20 protein-coding genes are annotated in these 24521 nt (G+C 35.9%); 8 read left to right on the top strand and 12 right to left on the bottom strand.

The features are described from left to right. The first annotated feature begins 8 nt into the window (after positions 1-8). Positions 9-1220 carry an ABC transporter permease gene (locus ACGH47_RS03665; RefSeq protein WP_411596939.1) on the top strand — a complete coding sequence of 404 codons (1212 nt, stop codon included), beginning with the start codon at positions 9-11 and terminating at the stop codon, positions 1218-1220. Then, a complete protein-coding gene (locus ACGH47_RS03660) occupies positions 1220-1888 on the top strand; it encodes an ABC transporter ATP-binding protein (protein ID WP_267351679.1) in 669 nt (222 codons plus the stop codon). The genes ACGH47_RS03665 and ACGH47_RS03660 overlap by 1 nt, the downstream gene beginning before the upstream one ends. Before the next feature lie 34 nt (positions 1889-1922). Here the strand turns inward: ACGH47_RS03660 and ACGH47_RS03655 are convergent, their stop codons facing one another. Next, positions 1923-2507, bottom strand: coding sequence for a Maf family protein (locus ACGH47_RS03655; protein ID WP_267351677.1), 585 nt, complete (start codon positions 2505-2507; stop codon positions 1923-1925). 588 nt (positions 2508-3095) lie between these two features. Between ACGH47_RS03655 and ACGH47_RS03650 the strand changes: the two genes are divergently transcribed. Next, positions 3096-3524, top strand: coding sequence for a universal stress protein (locus ACGH47_RS03650; RefSeq protein ID WP_065559088.1), 429 nt, complete (start codon positions 3096-3098; stop codon positions 3522-3524). An 82-nt stretch (positions 3525-3606) separates the two neighbouring features. On the opposite strand, the gene rlmKL is transcribed toward ACGH47_RS03650, so the two are convergent. The 4 genes from rlmKL to ACGH47_RS03630 all read right to left on the bottom strand — a co-directional run bounded on the left by rlmKL (position 3607) and on the right by ACGH47_RS03630 (position 9551). Next, positions 3607-5727, bottom strand: a complete 2121-nt coding sequence (gene rlmKL, locus ACGH47_RS03645; RefSeq protein ID WP_411622770.1) for a bifunctional 23S rRNA (guanine(2069)-N(7))-methyltransferase RlmK/23S rRNA (guanine(2445)-N(2))-methyltransferase RlmL — start codon at positions 5725-5727, stop codon at positions 3607-3609. A 131-nt stretch (positions 5728-5858) separates the two neighbouring features. After that, positions 5859-6410, bottom strand: coding sequence for an MltR family transcriptional regulator (locus tag ACGH47_RS03640; RefSeq protein WP_411622769.1), 552 nt, complete (start codon positions 6408-6410; stop codon positions 5859-5861). Beyond that, a complete protein-coding gene (locus ACGH47_RS03635) occupies positions 6400-7578 on the bottom strand; it encodes a mannitol-1-phosphate 5-dehydrogenase (RefSeq protein ID WP_411622768.1) in 1179 nt (392 codons plus the stop codon). The genes ACGH47_RS03640 and ACGH47_RS03635 overlap by 11 nt, the downstream gene beginning before the upstream one ends. A gap of 77 nt (positions 7579-7655) precedes the next feature. Further along, positions 7656-9551, bottom strand: a complete 1896-nt coding sequence (locus tag ACGH47_RS03630; protein WP_411622767.1) for a PTS mannitol transporter subunit IICBA — start codon at positions 9549-9551, stop codon at positions 7656-7658. Positions 9552-9941: 390 nt separating this feature from the next. Between ACGH47_RS03630 and ACGH47_RS03625 the strand changes: the two genes are divergently transcribed. Continuing rightward, a complete protein-coding gene (locus ACGH47_RS03625; protein WP_411622831.1) occupies positions 9942-10466 on the top strand; it encodes a DUF4225 domain-containing protein in 525 nt (174 codons plus the stop codon). Between the two features lie 519 nt (positions 10467-10985). On the opposite strand, the gene ACGH47_RS03620 is transcribed toward ACGH47_RS03625, so the two are convergent. Next, the gene (locus ACGH47_RS03620; protein WP_411622766.1) at positions 10986-11870 is read right to left on the bottom strand and encodes a hypothetical protein; all 885 of its coding nucleotides are present in this window, start codon (positions 11868-11870) and stop codon (positions 10986-10988) included. A gap of 806 nt (positions 11871-12676) precedes the next feature. Between ACGH47_RS03620 and ACGH47_RS03615 the strand changes: the two genes are divergently transcribed. Continuing rightward, the gene (locus ACGH47_RS03615) at positions 12677-12994 is read left to right on the top strand and encodes a hypothetical protein (protein ID WP_267377941.1); all 318 of its coding nucleotides are present in this window, start codon (positions 12677-12679) and stop codon (positions 12992-12994) included. Between the two features lie 144 nt (positions 12995-13138). Here ACGH47_RS03615 and glmS read toward each other — a convergent pair whose 3' ends face one another. Both glmS and glmU read right to left on the bottom strand, forming a co-directional pair. After that, a complete protein-coding gene (gene glmS / locus ACGH47_RS03610) occupies positions 13139-14971 on the bottom strand; it encodes a glutamine--fructose-6-phosphate transaminase (isomerizing) (protein ID WP_411622765.1) in 1833 nt (610 codons plus the stop codon). A gap of 13 nt (positions 14972-14984) precedes the next feature. After that, positions 14985-16361 (bottom strand): bifunctional UDP-N-acetylglucosamine diphosphorylase/glucosamine-1-phosphate N-acetyltransferase GlmU, encoded by a 1377-nt coding sequence (glmU, locus tag ACGH47_RS03605; RefSeq protein WP_411622764.1) that lies wholly within the window; start codon positions 16359-16361, stop codon positions 14985-14987. 137 nt (positions 16362-16498) lie between these two features. Here glmU and hemG point away from each other — a divergent pair, with 137 nt between their 5' ends. Beyond that, positions 16499-17041 carry a menaquinone-dependent protoporphyrinogen IX dehydrogenase gene (hemG, locus tag ACGH47_RS03600; RefSeq protein ID WP_411622763.1) on the top strand — a complete coding sequence of 181 codons (543 nt, stop codon included), beginning with the start codon at positions 16499-16501 and terminating at the stop codon, positions 17039-17041. 155 nt (positions 17042-17196) lie between these two features. Further along, complete coding sequence (gene typA, locus ACGH47_RS03595) at positions 17197-19023, top strand: translational GTPase TypA (RefSeq protein ID WP_065559098.1); 1827 nt, start codon at positions 17197-17199, stop codon at positions 19021-19023. 62 nt (positions 19024-19085) lie between these two features. On the opposite strand, the gene ACGH47_RS03590 is transcribed toward typA, so the two are convergent. Next, a complete protein-coding gene (locus ACGH47_RS03590) occupies positions 19086-19508 on the bottom strand; it encodes an RnfABCDGE type electron transport complex subunit B (protein WP_294826443.1) in 423 nt (140 codons plus the stop codon). Next, positions 19508-21208 carry a formate--tetrahydrofolate ligase gene (locus ACGH47_RS03585; RefSeq protein WP_411622762.1) on the bottom strand — a complete coding sequence of 567 codons (1701 nt, stop codon included), beginning with the start codon at positions 21206-21208 and terminating at the stop codon, positions 19508-19510. Before ACGH47_RS03585 ends, ACGH47_RS03590 begins: the two co-directional genes overlap by 1 nt. 152 nt (positions 21209-21360) lie before the next feature. Between ACGH47_RS03585 and sohB the strand changes: the two genes are divergently transcribed. Next, on the top strand, positions 21361-22470 hold the full coding sequence (gene sohB, locus ACGH47_RS03580) for a protease SohB (protein WP_411622761.1): 1110 nt from the start codon (positions 21361-21363) through the stop codon (positions 22468-22470). A gap of 94 nt (positions 22471-22564) precedes the next feature. Here sohB and ACGH47_RS03575 read toward each other — a convergent pair whose 3' ends face one another. After that, on the bottom strand, positions 22565-23791 hold the full coding sequence (locus tag ACGH47_RS03575) for a beta-ketoacyl-ACP synthase (RefSeq protein WP_411622760.1): 1227 nt from the start codon (positions 23789-23791) through the stop codon (positions 22565-22567). Next, on the bottom strand, positions 23788-24519 hold the full coding sequence (locus ACGH47_RS03570) for a 3-ketoacyl-ACP reductase FabG2 (protein WP_411596922.1): 732 nt from the start codon (positions 24517-24519) through the stop codon (positions 23788-23790). Before ACGH47_RS03570 ends, ACGH47_RS03575 begins: the two co-directional genes overlap by 4 nt. Positions 24520-24521 lie beyond the last annotated feature (2 nt).

Here is a 24521-nt window from a genome sequence, read left to right as displayed (position 1 = left end):
TTTAAAACATGCAAGAAACCCCAATAACTATTGCTAATTTAGCATGGCGAAATATACAGCGTAGACCTTTTCGTAGTTGTAGTTTAATTATCATTATTATGCTATTTTCGGCGACGTTGTTTGGTGGTAGTGTCTTAATGAAAAACCTGAGTTTAGGGATTTCGGGTATGGCCGATCGTCTAGGTGCGGATATCCTGATTGTCCCTTATGGCTATGAAAAAAATCTTGAAGTTGCATTATTGCGTGGAGAACCGAGTAGCTTTTATTTGAAAGTTGATTTAATGGAAAAAATCAAAAATATTAAAGGAATACAGTCCATTTCACCGCAACTTTTTATTGCTTCGCTAAACGCTGGATGTTGCAGTTCTAAAGTGCAATTAATTGGTTTTGATCAACATAGCGATTTTGTTATAAAACCTTGGTTGCAAACCCAGCTAACTAAACCATTAAACGATAATGAAGTCGTGGTCGGCGCAAAAATTACATCAAATATTGGGGATGAAATTATGTTTTATAATCATCCCTATAAAGTGGCAGCAAAAATGGATTCAACAGGTATGGGGTTTGACACCTCGGTATTTATGACCATGTCAGCGGCACAGTCTTTAATGAAAGAAGCAAAATTAATTGAAGGTGATGTCGATCATTTTGCCAATTATGCCTCGTCGATTTTTATCAAGGTTGATCCCGATTCTCAACCTAAAGATGTCGTCAATCAAATCATGCCCAAATATGCTATAGATTATAATATTGACTTTGTTATGACTAAAGGTATGTTAAGCAATATAGCTAAATATTTAAACAGCTTTTCGACCATTGTGTATAGTCTGTCTGCTACTTTCTGGATACTGGCTATTGCGGTGATCTTTATCATTTTTTCTTCGACATTAAATGAGCGTAAACGAGAAATTGGACTACTGCGTATTTTAGGCGCCTCACGTCGTGATATTGTCAGCATGTTACTACGTGAATCATTAATTATTAGTGCATTAGGCGCTATCGCTGGAATTGTCATTGCTGCGGTGTTGTTATATGCGTTTAGCTTATTGATTTGCCAGTCTATTGGTTTGCCATGTATGAGCATTTCACTGTTAGATGCATTAATCTATGCCACAATAGTGTTTATTCTTACTTTAATTATAGGGCCATTTTCATGTATCTACTCTGCGTTATCCATAACTAAATTTGATACTTATCGCACATTAAGAGAGGGTGAGTAATGTTGTTGGAGATTAAAAATTTACGCAAGGATTATCAACGAGGTAAGCAAACTTTTTCAGCAGTAAATAACGTAAGTTTTACAATGAATAAAGATGAGTTTGTTTGCATAATGGGGAAATCAGGCAGTGGTAAGACAACTTTACTTAACATGATTGCCGGTTTACTTACGCCAACTCAAGGTAAAATCATACTTAATAAGACCAATTTATTTGAGCTGGATGATCAGCAAGTGTCTGCGTTCCGTAATCAACAGATTGGTTACATTCCACAAGGTAGCAGTTTATTGCCAAATTTAACAGTATTAGAAAATATTCGCTTACCTTTTTATTTAACCAAACGCCAAAATCAACAGTGTTTAAGTTATGCACAAAGCCTACTTGAAAAGGCGAAGGTCAGTTATCTGCAAGATGCTTATCCTGCTAATATGTCAGGCGGTGAAATGCGACGTGTTGCTATTTTACGCTCACTGATTTGCCAGCCTCAAATCATTATCGCAGACGAACCAACAAGTGATTTGGATGACGAAAGCGCCGCCGATATTATGCAACTTTTATCCGATATACATCATCAAGGTACTGCGTTATTAATTGTCACTCATGATAATGATGTGGCAAGTTATAGCCAAAAAATCATGAAAATGTCAGCGGGTCGATTGACCGATGAATAAAGATAAGTCAGTGTGTTACTTAGTGAACACTGACTTATGAGATCAAAAGCGGATTATATCCCATTGTTATCATAATTTTATTCAATTTTAATAAGGGTAAACCCACTAACGAATTGATATCCTCACCCTCTAATTTATCAAATAAAGTAATGCCGAGCTCATCACATTTGAAACTACCAGCACACTGTAATGGCATCTCTTTTAAAATATATGCGTCAATTTCAGCATCGGTTAACTGGCGAAAAGTAACTTTAAAAGGTTCACAAATTGTGGTGGATTGTCCATTGACGGTATTGATAACAGTCATACCAGTATAGAAATAAAACGCTTTACCACTGCTATTTCTTAATTGCATACGGGCGTTTTCGACAGTATGGGGTTTACAAACAATGTGATCATCTAAAACGCCTACTTGATCAGAACCAATAATTAAGCTATTTGGGTATTGAGCTACTAATGATTGGGCTTTAAGCTTTGCTAAACGCACAACTAATTGTTTTGCAGATTCTCTTGGGAGTGGAGTTTCGTCACAAATAGGGGCCACGCACTCAAATGGAATGGCTAATTTTTCCAGTACTTTTTTTCGTGAAAGTGATGTGGATGCTAATATGATTTTCATGTTAAGTTATCTTCTAAAATCCAAGCTGAAGGAAGAGCATTAAACCCGATATGCTCCTAATAATCAATAGTCTTAGGGGTTGCGTTGCGGATAATGTAATAAATTAATATTCATTGGAATTTTGGGGGACTTCTTCTATTAATTGTTTACTTCTACGCTTTTTTTGATTGTTTACATTAATTGTAACATCGGCTGAATTGGTCTGGACAATAGATGATCTCAATTAGTCTCTTTTCCCCCGATAAAGTAATCATAAAATTAACATTATCAAACATTGATTGAAAGTGTAAAGTATCATCAATGATTCAGCGTTCACCTAAATTACATTTTTGAAATAACTTTATTGCTTACGATAAGTTGATTTAGATCACCACGGTAAACCATTTTAACGATTAGGAACAAGATTGATACCATAGTACCTAATATTTAGTTTTATCGAAAACAAGTTAAAACAGTGGCAAGTTTCTTCAAGCTTATTTATCGAAAAAACATTAGCGAATAAATTTAAAACTAGTATGATAATTTTCACTAACTCTATTTTTTAACATAAAAGATATGTTATCAGATGTTATTTGCGAGGTACTTATTATGTATAAAAAAATTCTAGTTCCGATTGATATTCTTGAAGATAATCTAACCAAAAAAGTGATCCCACATTTGGAATGTTTAGCCAAATTATCGAATGCAGACGTTATTTTTTTCCACGTTTTACCTATTGCATCCGCTATAGTAAATGCTTATTCATTTGGTTTTGATGAATTTAAAGATAAGGCAACGGTGCAAACAGAACAAGCATTTCACCGGTTACTCGATACCATCAATCTTCCGCGCGAAAATTTATCCTTTTCAATTGCATTTGGTAATCCACGTGACGAAATTTTATCAATAGCAAACGAAATCAAGCCAGACTTAATTATTTTAGGATCCAGACGTCCTAATATCACGACTCACCTGCTTGGATCGAATGCGTCAGGTGTTGTTCGTGGCGCACAAACCTCGGTTTTAGTGGTGCGCTAAAAAATCCAAAAAACAGTTAATTTAAGCAAATAGCAAAACAGACACTAAGGGATTAAGCAAACCCTCGTAAGAGGGTTTGTAATTATAGATGTTTGACAATAAAACAACAATGAATCTGTTTATTGCGTTTAAAGTCTAATGAGAGTGTTTTATTAGTGATTTCTTGAAAGGTTAAGCCCAATTTTTGCATACCTTGCGCATCCATTTTAAAACCTCGTTTATTATTCGAAAAGACAATAACGCCATTTGGTCTTAATAATCGTTTTAGATCGCTCATTAACTTAAGATGATCACGTTGAACATCAAATGTCTCATTCATGCGTTTAGAATTTGAAAATGTCGGGGGATCGATAAAAATGAGATCAAATTGTTCATTGCATTGTGCAAGATAGAGCAAACAATCAGCTTGAATTAAGCGATGTTTTTTACCCGTTAAATCATTTTGTTTTAAATTGCGATCTGCCCATTCCAGATAGGTACGTGACATATCCACGGTGGTAGTTGATTTTGCATTGCCTAACCCTGCGTAAACGGTGGCAGTTCCTGTGTAAGCAAACAGATTAAGAAAATCTTTATTATCACTCATTTCACCTATCATTTTACGTGCCAAGCGATGATCTAAAAACAGGCCTGTGTCTAAATAATCAGTCACATTTACCCAAAATTGGGTTTTACGGTGATTGATGGGGTATTCATGCACTAAAAAATAATCCTGCTTTTGAGCAAGTTTTTGATATTGTTGTTTACCTTTTTGCTTTTCCCGTGTTTTTAAGATCAGTTGATCGGCTGTTAATTCTAATACAGACATAGTCGCATTAATGATATCAAATAGCCGTTGCCGTGTTTTTTGAGGATCAATATTTTTGGGCGCTGCATATTCTTGCACGACAACTTTGTCTTTGTAACGGTCAATGGCAACATTATATTCCGGCAGGTCAGCATCATAAAGACGATAACATTCCAATTGCTCTTGAGTAGCCCATTTTTCCAGTTTTTGCTTATTTTTACGTAATCGATTCGCAAAATCCGCTGCCGGTAAATTAGGATTAGAAACCGGTAGCGTGTTATCACGTTTGGCGATGACATAATTTTTTTGCACACAATCCAGTGGGCCATTTTTTGCCTTAAATTGCTTATCTGCACGCATTTGTAAGCAATCTAATAGTTGTGGGGCTCCACTAAACAGTGATAGGCGCCAACCACCAAAATGTTGTTTAATAAGTTGACCTAACGCAGTATGTAGGGCAATGAGTGCAGGTTCACTTTCTAAACGCTCACCGTAAGGCGGATTGCTGATAATCATGCCTGATGATTCGGATGAAAGTGGATTGATTAATTGAGTTACATCTTGTTTGGCAAAACTAATATAATCGCTCACGCCTGCATAACGTGCATTTTGTTGTGCACGTTCCAACACTATTGCATTATTATCATAACCAATAAAAACGCCTTTGGGGTGGCAAATATTCTGTTTTGCTCTTAATAGCAGATCATTCCAAAGTGTAGGATTAAACCCTTTCCATGCTAAAAAGCCCCATTGTTTTCGATGAAATCCTGGTGGGATTTTAGCTGCAATCATGGCTGCTTCAATTAACAATGTACCCGAACCACACATAGGATCAAGTAGCGGTTCATCAATTTGCCAGCCTGATCGTAAAATGATTGCTGTCGCTAAACTCTCTTTTAGTGGTGCTTGACCTGTTTGTTGACGATAACCACGTTGATGCAGGCTCTCTCCACTTAAATCGAGGGATAGCGTAACACGATTTTTATGAAGATAAGCATGAATTCGAATATCGGGATCGTGTTTTGCAACATTAGGACGTGTATTTGTTTGTCGGACAAAATGATCGACAATTGCATCCTTGATTTTCAATGCACCATATTGACTATTACGGATAAAATCATTTACCCCGACAAAATTGATGACAAATGAATTATCGACGGCAAAAATATCAGTCCATTTTAGATTAAAAACGCAAGAATAGAGATCCAAATCACTATATATATCAAATTCAGCAAGAGGTAATAGAATGCGTGATGCTAAACGAGACCATAATAAAGACTGATATAACGTTGTTTCATCGGCATCATAATAGACACCACCTTGAGTAATTTTACAATTGATCGAGCCTAACTCTTCTAACTCTTTCTTAAGTAACTCCTCAAGTCCGCGCGAGGTGCTGGCAAATAACGTTTTCATGAATAACCCAATTTACAATAAAATGGTGGCATTATACCGACTAAATGAAAGAGTGGGAAATAAAGCCGATCATTACCGCTAACTTTACCCACTTAAAATAATTTTTACGTTAAAAAGTCGGTAATAGACAGTTAATCATGATCTTTATGTTTGGATTTATTACTTATTCGAAGTATAAGAGCGGTGATCGCAATAATCAGCGCTGAACGGATCATTTGCTGATAACGATTTTGTAAAATGGATGATTTAAAATTATCGACAATCCCGAGTTCGGTTGCTTGATCCTGCTGTAATGCCCAATTTTGAGGTAAAACCATATCATGCAATAAGCTTATCGGGCCAAGAATTTCGTCGTCACTATAGTGATAGTGTTTATCACTAAGATCCAGTTCATCTAAAATGGCAATAAGTAATTCGATATCTTCATAATCTGCACGGCTTAAAATGCCCAAAGCAAAAAGCAATTTCAAACAAACAGATGTATCATTTAAAGGTCCATTTTTACCAACAAGTGACGGAATCACGAATTTAATAGCATGGGGTTCCTTACAAAAAATATTGAGAATCAACCGATTCACACTTTTGTTGATTAGTTTAATAGCAACAGTCAGCAAACTGTGAATATCAGTTTGCTGATTGAGTTTTTCCAGAATCCTATCTTCTTGTAATCTTTTATTGGACATCTTTTAATGAAAATTGATGATTTTGCATTGCAGTATAAAGTTCTTCGATTGGTTGAACAACTGAATTATGACTATCAATGCCCGAAATTTGACAAAAAGTGGGTATCACACCATGATTAATAATCTGTTTTGCCAATTGCACTGCTTGTTCATCATCACTATTCCGATAGTTAAGAGCAGCAGCTATACCAATCAATAAATTACAATTGTTAATCTGATATTCAAATGTGCCAAGTAGTGGTTTTATGAGACGATCACTTGCTCCTAATTTTCGTATGGGTTGACGTCCAACTCTGGCGGTATCATCGTGTAAATAGGGATTTTCAAAACGGGATAAAATCTTTTCGATATATGCCATGTGTTTTTGATCATCAAAATTATAGCGATGAATCAATACTTGCCCACTTTCTTCCATTGCTCCACGAACAATGAAACGAATTTGATCATTCAATATTGCATCACGAATAGTTGTGAAATTGTAGTAAAAGCCCAAATAGGCCGTAATGGCATGCCCAGTATTGAGCGTAAATAATTTACGTTCAACAAAAGCCATAAGATTATCGACAGGCTCCATACCGGCTATATTCGGAATAGTGCCAATAAATTGTTTTTTATCGACAATCCATTCTGAAAAGGTTTCAACCGTTACGGCTAATATATCACCTGATGGTGATAGGGTCGGTGGCACAATGCGATCGACTGCGGAATCAACAAAACCAATATGAGTTTCTACCCATTGATGTAATGTTTTAGGTAATAGTGCAAAGATTGCTTGCTTAAATTGAGTGGTACCACGAACCATGTTTTCACAGGCAATAATATTTAGCGGCGCTTGATTATCGTGTTGATATCTTTTCAAAATACCTTGAGCAACAATTGGGGCAATCTTATTCAATACTTGTGGACCAACAGCGGTAGTGATTAAATCGACCGTTGCAATGTGGTGGCAAATGTTAGGTGATGTACTGTTAATGGCGTCGACGTGATAGACTATCTCAGTACTTGCTTCTTCTCCAACTACATTGACCGAATATTGATGACGATGTGCCAATTCATCAATGATTTGCTGATTGACATCGGTAAAAGTGACGTGAAATCCTGCATCAGATAATAATTTACCAATAAAACCGCGTCCAATATTACCCGCGCCAAAGTGTAATGCTTTCATAATTTATACCTTATATCTTGTGAATTTCAATAATGTTCGAGTTTTCTTACCTAAACGTAAGGCGTACAAAAACAGCATTAGCCTAATAAGGCTAAAACCTCTTTCACGCTGTGAGTTGTTGTGAGTTTTGTAATGGTATTGGGGTTATCGAGAGCGTTGGTCAGCTTTGCAATCACGTCCAAATGTTCGTTGTTACGTGCAGCTATCCCAATAACAATTTTGGCGTAATCCTCTTTGTTATCACCGAACTGAACACCTGAGGGGTATTGGCAAAATACGATACCTGTATTAATTACACTGTTTTTAGATTCAATAGTGCCATGAGGGACAGCGATAAATTCACCTAAATAGGTTGAAGTCAATTTTTCACGTTCTAGCATCGATTCAATGTAGGCAGGGGAAACATAGCCATTTTCTACTAATTTTTGACCGGCAAAACGGATTGCTTCTTCTTTTGTTTTGGCGGTTAAATTTAAAAAAATATTTTTGTCGGTTAATTGGAAGAGAGGGGAATTATCGGAAGTTTGGGGGGCATTTTTTGTCGTTATCTTTTGTTCAATTCCTAATGCCTGGTTAAGTTGGTCGACTAATTGACTGTATAACTCACTATCTAAAAAGTTAGTTAACGAAATATGCCAAGCATTGGGGGCATACTGTCTGGCTCGGTGCGTTAAATCTTGATGCGTAATGACGATATCTACATCATCGGGCAGATCATTAATGGCTAGATTGCTAACATTGATTGCCAAGTTGGCATTTTCAATCTTCTTGCGTAAAACACCGGCACCCATTGCACTTGAGCCCATGCCAGCATCGCAAGCCACGATTATTTTTTTGACTTTAGTTAGATCAAACTTTTCATTTTTTCTTCCTTTAGCCTCATCTTTCATGCTTGAGAGACTTAATTTGGCATCATCAAGACTTTTAGACGATGTTTTGGTTGTTTTTAATAAAATCGCTGACATAACAAAAGAGACAGCCGTCGCCGCCATGACCGAAAGCATTACGCCAAGATAGGAACCTTTTGCCATACTCATTACAGCAAAAATCGAACCGGGCGAAGCTGGAGCTGTTAAACCTGCATGAAAAACTGTTAACGTGAATATTCCGGTCATTCCGCCCATAATAACGGCAATAATCAAGCGGGGATTCATTAACACATAGGGAAAGTAGATCTCATGAATTCCGCCAAAAAAATGAATGATCGCAGCACCACTAGCCGATCCTTTTGCGACACCCTTACCAAAAAACATATAGGCTAATAAAAGCCCTAAACCGGGACCAGGATTGGCTTCAATTAAAAAGAAAATCGATTTACCGGTTTCTGCTACTTGTGTCACACCCAATGAGGTAAAGACACCATGATTAATGGCATTGTTGAGGAACAAAACTTTAGCCGGTTCGACCAAAATAGAGGTGAGTGGCAATAATCCATGATCAACCATAAATTGGACGGCGATAATCAATATATTGGTTAACCAAGCCACGGCTGGACCAATAGCAAAATAAGCAATTAGTGCAAGCATCATACCAAGAATGCCAGCTGAAAAGTTATTGACTAACATCTCAAAACCACTTTTAACTTTACCATCTATTAAGCGATCAAATTGCTTGATCATAAAGCCGCCTAAAGGACCCGCTATCATTGCGCCTAAAAACATTGGTATAGATGACCCGACAATTACGCCAATAGTCGTAATCGCACCAACAACGGCGCCACGGTCGTTATACATGAGTTTACCGCCGGTATAACCAATTAATAGTGGCAGTAAATAAGTGATCATCGGTCCAATAAACGATGTTGATACACGTTCATTTGGAAACCAGCCCCCAGCACTGGGATCCCTTGCATTGTATAAAAAAATAGCGGTGATCAACCCCCATGCGATAAATGCGCCAATATTTGGCATAACCATGTTGCTTAAAAAACGCCCAAAATTTTGGACTTTAACTTTTATGTTTGAACGACTCATTTTCGTTACCTTCCTTATTGATTGATGTCATTGAATTAACATTATTTTAGATACGTTCATGGCGTGGATTCATTAGAAAATGTCAGTAAACGTGATCAAGATCACGTTGCAAAAGGAGGGGTATTTTTAAAATTTGTGATATAAATCACATTTTAAGAGTGATGAATTAAAAATATTCAAAAGCAGCAGGAAAAAATCTGAAAAATTTTGAAAAAACAGTATTTAATATTTTTAATTGATAATTTAAAACGATAACAAAAATGATTATCAAAAAGACTGATTATAGTTGATCATGGTTATATGTAATCGGTTTAAAATATAACCAATAATAAAAAAAGAAATTTTAAATCATAAAGTTAATTAAATTATTTGCCTTGATAATATCGTTTAATATTTATAAAATCATCACGATCAAAATTTGCTCAAGTGTTGGGTGTGTCTAAATATGTTGGTTCGCTTGCTTATGATTTCGTCGATTTGGGCATTTCAGTTCATGGTAAACTAAAATTAGAACCTAAATTAGATAAAACATTAAAAATCAATGAATTTAATCCAGTAAATAAAGAAGTTTTTAAATTATATTATTATGGTGTTCAGGATTTGCAAAGAGCATTCAAAAAGATGAGTGGAAAATGGCTAACGGTTGAGATAGTGAGTGATGCTATATCTCTAACTGACATTGTAGATGAAGCTAAAAATATTTTCTTTAAAAATAAAGAGACTGATGAACCTGCATTATATATTCCTCAACCAGAAAATATTAATAATGTAGGTGAAATAATCCATTCATGTAATTTTGTTATGGCAGACAATTCGGATCCTAATAAAAGTTCGGGTTATTACAAATGTATCACACCAGACGGTTCAACATATCCTATATATTCCGATGAAAATAATGAAGAGGTTAATGAATAAACGTGGTGTTTTTAAATTATTTTTTATTTTATTTGTATTCTTTTCTCGGAATTATTATTTCTTTTCAATTTAGAAAATATACCGTTAATGATTATCGATATAATGCTAAGTTAATATGGAAGAGGCGTATCAGTCTAATTTATAGCTATATTGTCACTATTTCTCATGGTTTTTTATTATCTAAAGGGGGAGATATTTCCAAGTATAATTCAGATTATAATTTTTTAATATGGTCAACATTTGTATTGTTTTTTATTGATTTTTTTGCGATATGGTGGGTTGAATACCCTAAAGAATTTAACAAAAAGAAAAAATGGAAATAAATATTTATATTTTTTGCTTGTCATGCTTTCTAATTTAATTCTTAACTTATTCAATTTTTTCCATTATTACTATAAATTTAGTTATGATGGAGTTTTTTTATTTAATGCCAATTTTATTGTTTAAAATTGGTTCTTGTTTCATATATTGCATATGTTGATAGAGTAGTAAGTTTAAATACCGTAAATTTACGATATATTATTCTTCCGGTTGAGGTTTTATCCACATTTTCTGATTTTTAAAATCAATCTTAACGATATAACTATATAAAAAATCATTGCCAAGTATGCCATCAGCAGGCAAATCATCAGTTAACCCATCAAGTACTATAAAATCATCTTTGAAATTAGGAATATCGACAAAAGATAGTTCCGTAATATAAAAAGGAAACTCCTTTAATTTTATTAATTCTTTGTTATTAGAAAGTTTTTTAGAACTAATTATATTTTTTCCTGCACCAGTATCGAATATTAATGCATAACTTTTGACATCATCAGTAGCATTTAATATTAAATGTCCTTTTGAACCTTTAGTGAAAGGTATTTCTAACCAATCGTTTTCAATTTGTTTTGTAAAATTATCAGATAAAATGAGTTTGTTACTTATGATATCAAAAGTAACGACTTTATTTACAAAAAAGCCTAAACCAGCTACTGCAACATGTTGATAATCAAAATTTTGCTCTTTTTTTGCTTTTTTCTCTCCAGTATTTATATCTAAAATAGCTCCCCAAGGTTTATACTCTTCAATTTCTAATTTTTCATAAAATAAATTATTAATTTTAACGTTTCGTAACATGAATTGACGAGAATATTGGAAGTTGCCTAGTATATCAGTACGCTTTCGTTTATCATCTTTTTCAACTTTATCTTCTATTTTATTAATAGTATCTATTGGTAAATTTAAGACCTCTGTAGTTCCTGTATCTAGTATACATACAAGTTCTTCATCAAGATCATTAATTTTTAATGCTATAAATAGTAGACCTTGCTCATCTTCATCTAAGAACCATTCTAATTCTTGGGATTGTGATAAAAATGGAATTATTGCAAAAAAAACTACACTTAATAATATTTTTTTCATTTTAACTGTTCTATAATTTGTATGACAAAAAATTATGCAGTAAAAGTTTATATTACTGCATAAATATTAGTGAAACTCAGTTAGAATTTACCATGACGTGCAGATATTAATATCATAATGCCACTTATCTATACCTTTTTCCCCTTGAAATTTGATAACCATCTTTAATGACTCCTCGACGACTACCGTTAACTAAATTAATCTCATTTTCGTTAAGGTCGATTATTTGAGACCCATTGAGTTTAGATGTGTCTCGCATTTTTTTATATGAATAATAGCTTCTTATAATTAATTCGTAAAGAAAATGTTAACAAAGTAAAATAAATGCTAAGTTATTAAATTTTTAAAGTCAACGAAAATTTAAATTATTCGTTAATTATAGGTAAAAATTTAATTTTCAATCGTGGGAAATAATTATTTGAATTAGAAATGATATTATATTTTTGTAGTTAATCAATATGTTAAATAGCTTTAAATGAGTTAAGAAAAATTAACTTCGCTATATGGTTTAATAATTTTTCTTATTTTTATATGAATTTAATCAGAAGGATATTTTAAGTAAATTTTTGCTGTCACCTTTTGTATAACTCCGTTTATCGGTTGTTGATTGTCATTGAATTACAATTCAAACAAGCTTTGCAGTGGGTCTTTAGCGAAATATTTTAGATAACCATTTGATTCTTTTAACTTGATGTAAAGTTAATTTCTGTTATCATTACTACCTGCCTTTACAAGGCAGTTTTAATATTTATAATTTCGAAAATGAAATATTCATTTTAGGATTAGTTTTTTACATTGAGGTATACATGAAAGCATTATCTATTATTGCATTAATCTTTGCAGCATTATCTATTTTTATTCCAGTTGGTGGTTTATGGATTGCTATGGGTTGTAGCATTTTAGCTTTGATCACATTTGTCCAATTCCCTACACTTTCAGGCGTTACATTCGGAATCAATATTATTAGTACTGCGTTTTTATCGCCTTCATTATTACTAGCAAGTGCAGCTAATAATGGCGGAAATAGCGGTGTTTATTTTTTCTATGTAGGTTTCCATGTCATTTTAATGCTAATCGCATTCATTCTATTCTTTATATTCAAAAAGAAAAAAGCTACAGCTTAAACTTAAATAATTTTTGAATTAATCCATTTTTACTTAACCCAATCAGTCTAAGGATAATATTGGGTTATTTAAACTCGTTAAAAAAGAGGCTTGTCTGATAGGTCAATTTAAAATTTAAGACTGTTAGATAATATATTTAAAAAGCTATTCAACAGTCACCGATTTTGCCAAATTACGAGGTTGATCAACGTCTGTACCTTTTATTAAAGCCACATGATAGGCTAATAATTGTGTCGGTACGGTGTAGTAGATAGGTGACGTTAACTCTTCAATATAAGGCAGGTTAAGGATATGCATTGTATCATCGCTTATAAATCCTGCATCTTGTTCGGCAAAAACATAAAGTTGACCGCCCCGAGCCCGAACTTCTTCAATATTTGATTTTAACTTTTCTAGCATGTCGTTTGTGGGCGCCATCACAATGACGGGCATATCGGCATCAATAAGGGCTAAAGGCCCATGTTTTAATTCACCTGCTGCATAAGCTTCTGCATGGATATAAGAGATCTCTTTTAATTTTAATGATGCTTCCATGGCAATCGGGTATTGCTCGCCACGCCCTAAAAAGAGCGCATGATGTTTATTAACAAATTGTTCGGCCAGTTTTTTGATTTTCGGTTCCGCAATGAGTACCTGTTCAATACGATTGGGCAAGGTTTGAAGAGCATGGACAATTGCTTGTTCCGTGCTTTGAGCCATCTGATTTAATCGACCTAATTTTGCAACAAGTAGTAGTAATATAGTCAATTGAGTGGTAAATGCTTTCGTTGAAGCTACACCAATTTCAACCCCTGCTTTGGTTAATAATACCAGTTCGGCTTCACGTACTAACGTTGAAGCAGCGACATTACATATGGCTAAGGTGCTTAAATAGTGATTTTCTTTTGCTAACCTTAATGCGGCAAGTGTATCAGCGGTTTCACCCGATTGAGATAGTGAAATAAATAAACTATTTTTACGCTTAGCAGGTTTACGATAGCGAAATTCTGAGGCTATTTCAACATCACAAGGAATCCCTGCTAATGCTTCAAACCAATAGCGAGCAACCATACCAGCATTATACGCGGTACCGCAAGCAACAATTTGGATATGCTCAACTTGCTTAAGTATCGTGTTAGATTGTTCGCCTAATTCGGATAAATTGACTTTGCCATGCTGTATACGACCTTCCAATGTATTTTTAATTGCATTAGGTTGTTCGTATATCTCTTTTTGCATGTAATGGTTATAGCCTGTTTTACTTCCTGCATCATATTTAACATCAGAGGTGACAAATGGGCGCTTAACTTGATTGTTATTTTTATCAAATATAGAAACGGTTTTGTGTGTAATCAGTGCAATATCACCTTCTTCTAAATAGATAAACTGATTGGTCACGGGTAATAAAGCAAGTTGATCTGAGGCAATAAAATGCTCAGCGATACCACAACCAATTACTAACGGGCTACCGGAACGAGCCGCCACAAGTTGGTCAGGATTTCGTATGTCCATAATTACGGTACCATAAGCTCCTCGTAGTAATGGTATGGCTTTTTTTACCGCATTAATTAATGAACAATTATCAGTTGAAATAATATCGTGAACTAAGTGGGAAATAACTTCCGTATCTGTTTCTGAGCGAAATTGATAGCCTTTAGCAATCAACTTTTCACGGAGTGGTTCATAGTTTTCAATAATACCATTATGAACAACGGCAATATAATCGGAAATATGGGGATGCGCATTGAGTTCTGTCGGTTCACCATGTGTAGCCCAACGTGTATGCGCAATGCCTATCGAGCCTTTTAATGGTTTGCTATCAAGTGCTTCTTTCAGTTTATTGACTTTTCCAACTCGCCTTACTCTTTGTAATTCACCTTGAGGCGATATAATGGCAAGACCAGCCGAATCATAACCCCGATACTCTAATCGTTTTAAGCCTTCTAACAGAATTTCTGCTACATCACGGTTAGCAATGGCACCGACAATTCCACACACAGTTTACTCCTCGCTATTTTGATTTTGTAGGTCGCTTCCAGCCACTAATTTGTCTTTGTTTAACACGGCTTACCACAAGTTCATTGTCCCCCACGTTGTTAGTAACCGTTGTTCCTGCTGCAATGGTTGCGCCTTTTCCAATTTTCACTGGAGCAATTAACTGTGTATCAGAGCCAACAAAGACATCGTCTTCAATAATGGTTTCAAATTTGTTTGCACCATCATAATTACAAGTGATAGTGCCTGCACCGATATTAACGTTACTCCCTATTTCACTATCTCCAAGGTAACTTAAATGACCCGCTTTACTGGCTTTGCCTAAATGGGCTTTTTTAAGTTCAACAAAGTTGCCGACATGTGTCTTTTCATCGAGTTTTGAGCCTGGACGTAATCGAGCAAAAGGCCCTATCGTACATTGTTCAGCAATGATTGAATCTTCAATTATGCTATAAGGACTAATTTCACTCTTATCGCCAATGATGCAGTTTTTTAAGATACATCCAGCACCGATAAAGACGTTATTCCCTAATTTGACATTGCCATTGATGATGACGTTACAATCAATGGTGACATCCATACCATGTGAAAGTGTACCTCGTAAGTCAAATCGCTCGGGATCAAGTAGAGTCACGCCAGCGGTAAGTAAACGTTTTGCTTGTCGCTGTTGATAGTGGCGCTCTAGTGTGGCCAATTGTAGACGATTATTGACTCCCTCAACTTCAAATTGTTCAATAGGGTGAGCAGTAATAATGTCATATCCATCTTGATAAGCAAAATTGATAATATCAGTCAGATAGTACTCTTTTTGTGCATTATGATTTGTTAAACGAGATAACCAGTTTTTCAATAGTTTTCCTGTTACGATCATAATACCCGTATTAATTTCATTAATTTTTTGCTGTTCTGGCGTGGCATCTTTTTGTTCAACAATGGCGGTCACTTTGCCATTATTACGCTCAATACGTCCATAACCAGTTGGATCATCTAGTTTAACGGTTAACAGTGCAATACCTTGTTTGGGTTTATTGTTAATTAAAGTTTGCAATGTTTGAACCGATATAAGTGGCGTATCACCATATAAAATCAAAATATCTTCTTCATCTTGAATATAAGGTATGGCTTGCTGGACTGCGTGTCCTGTTCCAAGTTGCTCAGCTTGAAAAACAAGATTTACAGATTGATTTTCCAGTGCCTTTTCAAGCTGATCTTTGCCATGTCCATAGATAATATTGATATAATGGGGATTAAGTTGTTGAACAGTATCAATAACATGTTGTAACATCGGTTTATCGCCGATTTTGTGTAAAACTTTAGGAAGGTTGGAATACATCCGTGTGCCTTTTCCTGCCGCCAAAATAATTGCACTCAGTTTTGGAGGTGAAATCGTCATATTCAGTTCCGGTCTGGTTAAATTAGCTTAATACTATAATCAAAGTTTTGCATGAAATCATCCCGAATTTGTTAATTTTTATCATAAAAAAAGTAATATTGATAATTAGTCGATATTTAAAATAAAGAGGCAATGTTATGACCACTGCTATTAAAGTCTTGTTACTTTATACTACGCACGAAAAACAAACACTCAAAATTATGGAGCGAATAAAAAATCGTTTGGGTCACAAGTGTAATTGTGACGTGATTGAGTTATTACCGGATACCAAAATCGATTTAACACCCTATCAAGCTGTGCTACTTGGAAGTTCAATTCGTTATGGTTTTTACAGTAAAATAATGAAAAAATTTATTGATGCTCATTATCAGCAATTAAATCAAATAAAGTCTGGATTTTTTGGGGTGAATATGGTGGCAAGAAAGCCCAATAAAAATACCCCTGAAACCAATTTATATACCAGAAAGTTTTTAGCTAAAATATTATGGAAACCGACCATCAAAGCTGTCTTTGCCGGGGCACTTTATTATCCACAATATAATTGGTTTGACCGTAATATGATCCGTTTTATTATGTGGCTTGGAAAAGGTGATACCGATGTAAGTAAACCCATGATTGAATATACAGATTGGTCAAAAGTAGAAGAGTTTGCTGATCAGTTTTATGCCGAAGTGTGTTAATAATCTAATTTTTTGTAATATAATTTAAAAATTCTAAATGGTTATCAATTTATTGCACTCTTTTAAAGAAACTTTATGATATAGATCAACATTTGGATCAAAAAGGTGTACAATATTGCGCCTAAAGAATCTGTCTCCTAATTGGGATTTTAATTGTGATTGAAAATTTAAGAAACATAGCCATTATTGCTCACGTTGACCATGGTAAAACAACTTTGGTTGATAAATTGTTGAAACAGTCAGGTACGCTTGATAATTTGCGTGGTGACGATAACGAGCGAATAATGGATTCAAATGCGCTTGAAAAAGAGCGTGGTATTACCATTTTAGCTAAAAACACAGCGATTGACTGGAATGGTTACCGAATAAATATTGTTGACACCCCAGGACATGCTGATTTTGGTGGTGAAGTTGAACGTGTTATGTCTATGGTGGATTCTGTGCTATTGCTGGTTGATGCAATGGACGGCCCAATGCCACAAACACGTTTTGTGACACAAAAAGCGTTTGCTCATGGTTTAAAACCAATCGTTGTTATTAATAAAGTTGACCGTCCGGGTGCGCGTCCTGATTGGGTTGTCGATCAAGTGTTTGACTTGTTTGTCAATTTAGGTGCGACTGATGAACAATTAGATTTTCCGATTGTTTATGCTTCAGCTTTAATGGGAATCGCAGGGCTTGACCATGAAAATATGGCTGAAGATATGACTCCATTATTCGAAGCGATTGTAAAATATGTTGAGCCACCGAAAGTTGATTTAGACGGCCCATTCCAAATGCAAATTTCACAACTTGATTATAATAATTATGTTGGCGTTATAGGCATTGGTCGCATTAAACGAGGTCGTGTAAAACCAAATCAACAAGTCACTATTATTGATAGTGAAGGGAATAAACGAACGGGTAAAGTAGGGCAAGTTTTAGGTCATTTAGGCTTGCAACGTTATGAAGCAGAAGTTGCTGAAGCTGGTGATATTATTGCTTTAACCGGATTAGGTGAGTTAGGTATTTCTGATACGATTTGTGATAATAGTTGTGTTGAAGCTTTACCTGCTTTAAGTGTTGATGAACCAACTGTAACGATGTTCTTTAATGTCAACAGTTCACCTTTTGCCGGTAAAGAAGGTAAATATGTCACTTCACGTCAAATTTTGGAACGTTTAAGAAAAGAACTCGTGCATAATGTTGCGCTTCGTGTAGAAGAAACGCCAGATCCGGATGCATTTAGAGTATCTGGTCGAGGTGAATTGCATTTATCAGTATTAATCGAAAATATGCGTCGTGAAGGTTATGAATTAGGGGTATCACGCCCGAAAGTTATTTATCGTGACATTGACGGTAAAAAACAAGAACCATTTGAACAAGTGACGCTTGATATTGAAGAGCAGCATCAAGGTTCAGTGATGGAAGCACTTGGTTTACGTAAAGGTGATTTAACTAATATGTTACCTGATGGCAAAGGACGTGTACGTTTAGATTATGTGATTCCAAGCCGTGGTCTTATCGGTTTTAGAACTGAATTTATGACAATGACCTCGGGTACTGGTTTACTTTATTCTACATTCAGTCATTATGATGATGTGCGTCCGGGTGAAATTGGACAACGTAATAACGGGGTAATGATTTCGAACGGTACGGGTAAAGCATTAGCGTATGCGCTTTATAGTTTGCAAGATCGTGGTAAATTATTCTTAGGTCATGGTGCTGAAGTTTATGAAGGTCAAATTATTGGTATTCATACTCGATCAAATGATTTAACGGTTAACTGTTTAACAGGTAAAAAATTAACCAATATGCGTGCGTCAGGTACCGATGAAGCGACAACGCTTTCACCACCTGTTAAGATGTCATTAGAACAAGCATTAGAGTTTATTGATGATGATGAATTAGTCGAAGTTACACCATTATCGATTCGTATTCGTAAACGTCATTTAACTGAAAATGATCGTAAACGAGCATTCAGAAGTGGCAATAAAGACTAATACATGTTTGATGTTAACCGAATGAATAATTGGTTGGCATTGAGTCTTAAATAAAAACCTCGCTACTTAGCGAGGTTTTTTTTAGCTTTTACTCTGGCAATCGCATCAGCAATTGACTGTTTACGATCGGTTTGATTGACCGATTTTTGAGTATTACTTGCTGGCACAGTGCGAGGAAATAATATTGTCGGTGGGACTAACTGATTGTGATTGAGCCGTTGCTGTTTTTTCTGCGTTAACTGTAACTCTTCTGCGTCACTTAGTCTCACGCCTAATGTGCTTAAAGTAATACAGTCCGTTGGGCAGGTATTAATACAATTACTACATGCGGTACATAATTGTGGCAAAATGGTATGTAAAACTTGTTTACTGCCAACAATTGCATCGGTTGGACAAACGCGAATACATTTGCCACAGCCAATACAGTTTTGTTCATCTATAAATGCTTTATATTGTTGTTTGGTTTGCATAATCACTTCTTGCATTAGCTTAAACCTATAATATTACCATCTTTGTCAATATCAATTTGCCTATAAGCTGGATTGGTACCAAGTCCTGGCATGGTCATGACGTTTCCTGCATAAACTCGAATAAAACCAGCACCAGCGGATATGGCTAGATGACTGATATCGACATCAAAGTTCGTAGGGACATTTTTTAAGTTGGCATCAGCACTAATTGACATAGGTGTTTTAGCAATACAAAGTGGCAGATGATCCAGTTTCAATGCTTCGATCTCTTTAATGTTTTCCAATGCTTTAGCTGATAAATTTGCTTTGTTAGCGCCATATTTTTTTACCATAGTTTGAATCTTATCAATCAATGGCATGTTATCTGGATAGGGCAATTGAATTGTACTCGGCATAGCGCAAGCTTTGATAACATGCTCAGCCAGTTTTTCAGCACCTTTACCACCTTGTGTAAAGACTTCACTAATTTCACACGCCAATGCGCCATGTTCAACCGCGTATTTTTGTAAGAAAGCAAGTTCTTCTTCGCTATCATGTGGAAAGCGGTTTATAGCCACAATGACTTGTAAACCATAACTTTTGGCATTATTAATATGCCATGCCAAGTTAGCTGCGCCAATTTCAAGTAATTCAACATTAGATTCCGATATCTCTTTTGGAATGGGTTGACCCGGTTTAATGTTATATTTACCACTGTTAGATTTTAAACTTCGTACAGTTGCTACCAATACAACACAATCAGCTTTGATTCCTGCTTGGCGATATTTGATATTGAAGAATTTTTCCATCCCCATATCCGATCCAAATCCTGCTTCAGTCACCACATAGTCAGCAAGTTTTAATGCAATGCGATCCGCAATAACAGAAGAGTTACCATGCGCAATATTGGCAAAAGGGCCGGCATGAATTAAAACCGGTGTATTTTCGACAGTTTGCATCAGATTTGGGTTAATGGCATTTTTAAGTAGAACTGTCATTGCACCTGCTACTTCAAGTTGCTCAGCCGTTATCGGTTCGCCATTAGTATTATAAGCTAAAATAATACGTCCAATGCGTTCCCGCATATCTTGTAAATCCGAAGCTAAAGCTAAAATTGCCATAAGCTCCGAAGCAGCGGTAATTTCAAATCCATCTTGACGTTCAACGCCATTTACACCGCCACCGACGCCAACAGTAATTTTACGTAATGCTCGATCGTTATGATCAATGACGCGTTTCCAAACAATGCGATGAATATCAATATTTAAACGAGGTAATCCCGTTTCGTTTGTGAATTCATCACCAAGACGATCTTCGTGATAAAGTCGTGAATCTAATGCTGCCGATGCTAAATCATGCGCTGCTGTTATCGCATGGATATCACCCGTTAAATGTAAATTTAATGTCTCCATCGGTAATACTTCGGCTTGCCCACCACCGGCTGCGCCACCTTTTACACCAAATACCGGTCCAAGACTGGGTTGACGAATGCAAGCAATCGCTTTTTTGCCTAAGTAATTCAATCCTTCACTTAGCCCAATGGTATTGACCGTTTTACCTTCTCCAAGGGGAGTTGGCGTAATAGCAGTAACAAGTACCAATTTTCCTGTTGTTTTGTTTTGATTTTCTTTGATAATGGATAAATCGATCTTGGCTACATGTTTACCATAAAGAAGGACAAATTCTTCAGGTATATTACAGTGATTGGCAATTTCGGTAATTGGGCGTAAAGACATATTCGTTCTCATATAACAATAAATTGGGCTAACAGTATAAATAATTTGAATTGCCGAATAAAGCGACAATTTTTATCTTTGTTGATTTTCGGCACAATCCTCAATTATATTGTTATAATAAATAAAACATTCAATCAAAGGATAATTATTAAATGAATTGGTTTTCAGTATATTCTCTTTTCTTAGCTGAAACAGCTACTGTTGTTGTTGCAATTTTAGCCGTGCTGATCTTCATATTAAGTCAGCGTCGCAAATCGGCAACGATTGCTGGTCGCTTATCGGTAAAAGATGTCAGTCAAGAGTATGAACAAGTTAAAGATGAAATGTTAATGTCGAGCATGGACGAGCTCGAAGCTAAGCAGTTTATGAAAGATCTCAAAAAACAGAAAAAGCTTGAGAAGAAACAGGCAAAATTAGCCGCTAAGCAAAAAAAGAAACAGGAAAAAGCGGGCGAACAGCCTAAAGCAGGGATCTCCGAAGATTCGTCTGATTCACAGACCATTAACCAAACGGACGAAAAGACCAAACCCAAACTATTTGTGTTATCTTTTAATGGTAGTATGGATGCGCACGAAGTTGAAGAATTACGTCAAGAAATTACGGCGGTATTAGCGATTATTAAACCTGAAGATGAAGTTGTGATTAAACTTGAAAGTCCTGGTGGTGTTGTACATGGTTATGGATTAGCTGCGTCACAGTTATTACGTTTCAGAACTCGTAATATTCCTTTTACTGCTGTCGTTGATAAAGTGGCCGCAAGTGGTGGATATATGATGGCATGTACTGCCAATAAAATTGTTGCAGCACCTTTTGCTATCGTTGGTTCGATTGGCGTGGTTGCTCAGATTCCTAACTTTAATCGCTTACTTAAAAAGCATGATGTGGATATTGAGTTACAAACAGCAGGGGAGTATAAACGGACGTTAACTATGTTTGGTGAAAACACTGATGAAGGTCGCCAAAAATTCAAACAAGAACTTGAAGAAACTCATCTGTTATTTAAAGATTTTGTTAAAGAGTATCGTCCCAATATCGATATCGATCAAGTGGCAACGGGTGAACACTGGTTTGCAACACAAGCGAAAGATAAAGGCTTGGTGGATCAAATCAGTACCAGTGATGATTTTATTTTATCTCATTTAGATTCGCATAAGATTATTTCTGTCAGTTATCAACGTAGACAAAAACTTTCTGAGAAAATCTCAAAAAATGTGGTAAAAAGCGTTGAAAAATTGTTTTTCAGACAAGGAAATGGGCTGTAATGCCCTTTTTATTCGCTTGAAACGGAGTATTAATTACTTCCCCCTAGAAAATAACAACTGTAATTAAGTTATACAGTTGTTATTTTTAGAAAAACTAAATACGTTTAATAATAATTGAAGTGTTGATACCGCCAAAAGCAAAATTATTGGTTTGCATATATTCAATATCCAAATTTCGGCCTGAACCGACAATATAATCCAAGTCACCACAAGCAGGATCGACATTTTCAAGGTTAATAGTTGGGTTGAACCAACCACTATGCATCATTTCGACAGATAACCAAGCTTCAATTGCACCACAAGCCCCAAGTGTATGTCCAAAATAGCTTTTTAATGACGATATTGGGGTTTGGTTACCATAGATATTGGCAACAGCATTACTTTCGGCTATATCACCTCTGGCGGTAGCTGTACCGTGAGCACTAATGTAACCAATTTGTTTAGGATCTAATCTTGCTTGTTGTAAAGCTTGTTCCATACAGATTTGAATTGTTTCTTGGCGTGGTTGTGTAATATGACTAGCATCGCAATTGGTTTTAAAACTGATAATTTCACCATATATTTTAGCACCTCGGGCTTTGGCATGTTCATACTCTTCCAGTATAAGTGCACCAGCTCCTTCACCAATAACTAGTCCGTCTCTATCCCGATCATAAGGTCGTGGTGATTTTTTTGGTTGATCGTTTAATTGGCTTGTTGCGAATAAAGTATCAAATACAGCAGCTTCGGAAGGGCATAACTCTTCAGCTCCTCCAGCAACCATAATAGTTTGCATCCCGTATTTAATGGCTTCATAAGCATATCCAATAGCTTGGCTTCCGGAAGTACAAGCACTCGAGGTTGTTATCAATCTACCTTTTAATCCAAAAAATAAGCCAGTGTTTACCGCTGTTGTATGTGGCATCATTTGTATATAGGTGGTCGCCGTTATGTTGTTAGTATGTTTTTCGTTTAACATAGTTGCAAATTCAGCAACCGGCTGAGTGCTTCCTGTTGAAGAACCAAAAGCGATACCTGTTTCACCATTCGTTAGGATTGGATCATCTAATAATCCTGCTTTTTCTAACGCTAGTTCTGTTGCTTTAGTAGACAGTAATGATACTCTACCCATAGAGCGAGTTTTTTTACGGGTATAATGTTCTGGCAAGGTAAAATTGTCGATAGGGGCACCCAATTTTGTGTGCAGTCCGTCATAAATTTCCCATTCAGGCATATATCTGACGGCATTATTTAATTGCTTTAAATTTGTTTGTACACTTAACCAGTCATTGCCAAATGCCGTGACACCACCCATACCTGTTATAACGACTCTTTTGGTCATATCATTCCTCCATTGATTGAAATGACTTGGCGTGTGACATATCCTGCTAAATCTGACATTAAATAGCTGGCAAGCCCCGCAACTTCTTCAACCTGTCCCATTCGTTTTAATGGAATCATTTTCATTGCTTCTTGCAGTGCAATGGGCTCCATATCTAATATGCCAGTATCAATTAATCCCGGAGCAATACAATTAACAGTGATTTTTCGTTTAGCCAGTTCAAGTGCTAATGCTTTACTTGCGCCGATTACCCCCGCTTTTGCTGCGCTATAATTAACTTGCCCTCGATTGCCTGCTATGCCAGAGACAGATGAGATAACAATAATACGCCCGCCACGGCGTAGTCCAATCATTGGCATAATACAAGGATGAAGAACATTATAAAAACTGTCGAGATCTGTATGAATAACATCTTTCCAATCATTTTCTGTTAGTGCAGGGAAGGCGCCATCTCGTATGATTCCTGCATTGTTCACAACACCATAATAGGCGCCGTTAAGTGCAATATCTTGCTCAATCGTTTGTTGACATTGCGAATGGTTACTGACATCAAATTGTATTAAACGTGCTTTACCACCCAATTTTTCAATGGTAGCTAGAGTATCAAGTGCGCCTTGCTTATCACTGTGGTAATGAACGGCGATAGTGAAACCATCTTGTGAAAGTTTGTAAGCAATCGCTTGACCAATTCCTTTACTTGCCCCAGTGACAAGTACTGTTCTTTCCATTA

The organism is Gilliamella sp. CG16, from assembly GCF_046635785.1.
Lineage (GTDB): Bacteria > Pseudomonadota > Gammaproteobacteria > Enterobacterales > Orbaceae > Gilliamella > Gilliamella apicola_I.
The sequence above is the reverse complement of the archived record's forward strand: the minus strand, read 5'-3'. Positions and strand labels throughout refer to the sequence as shown.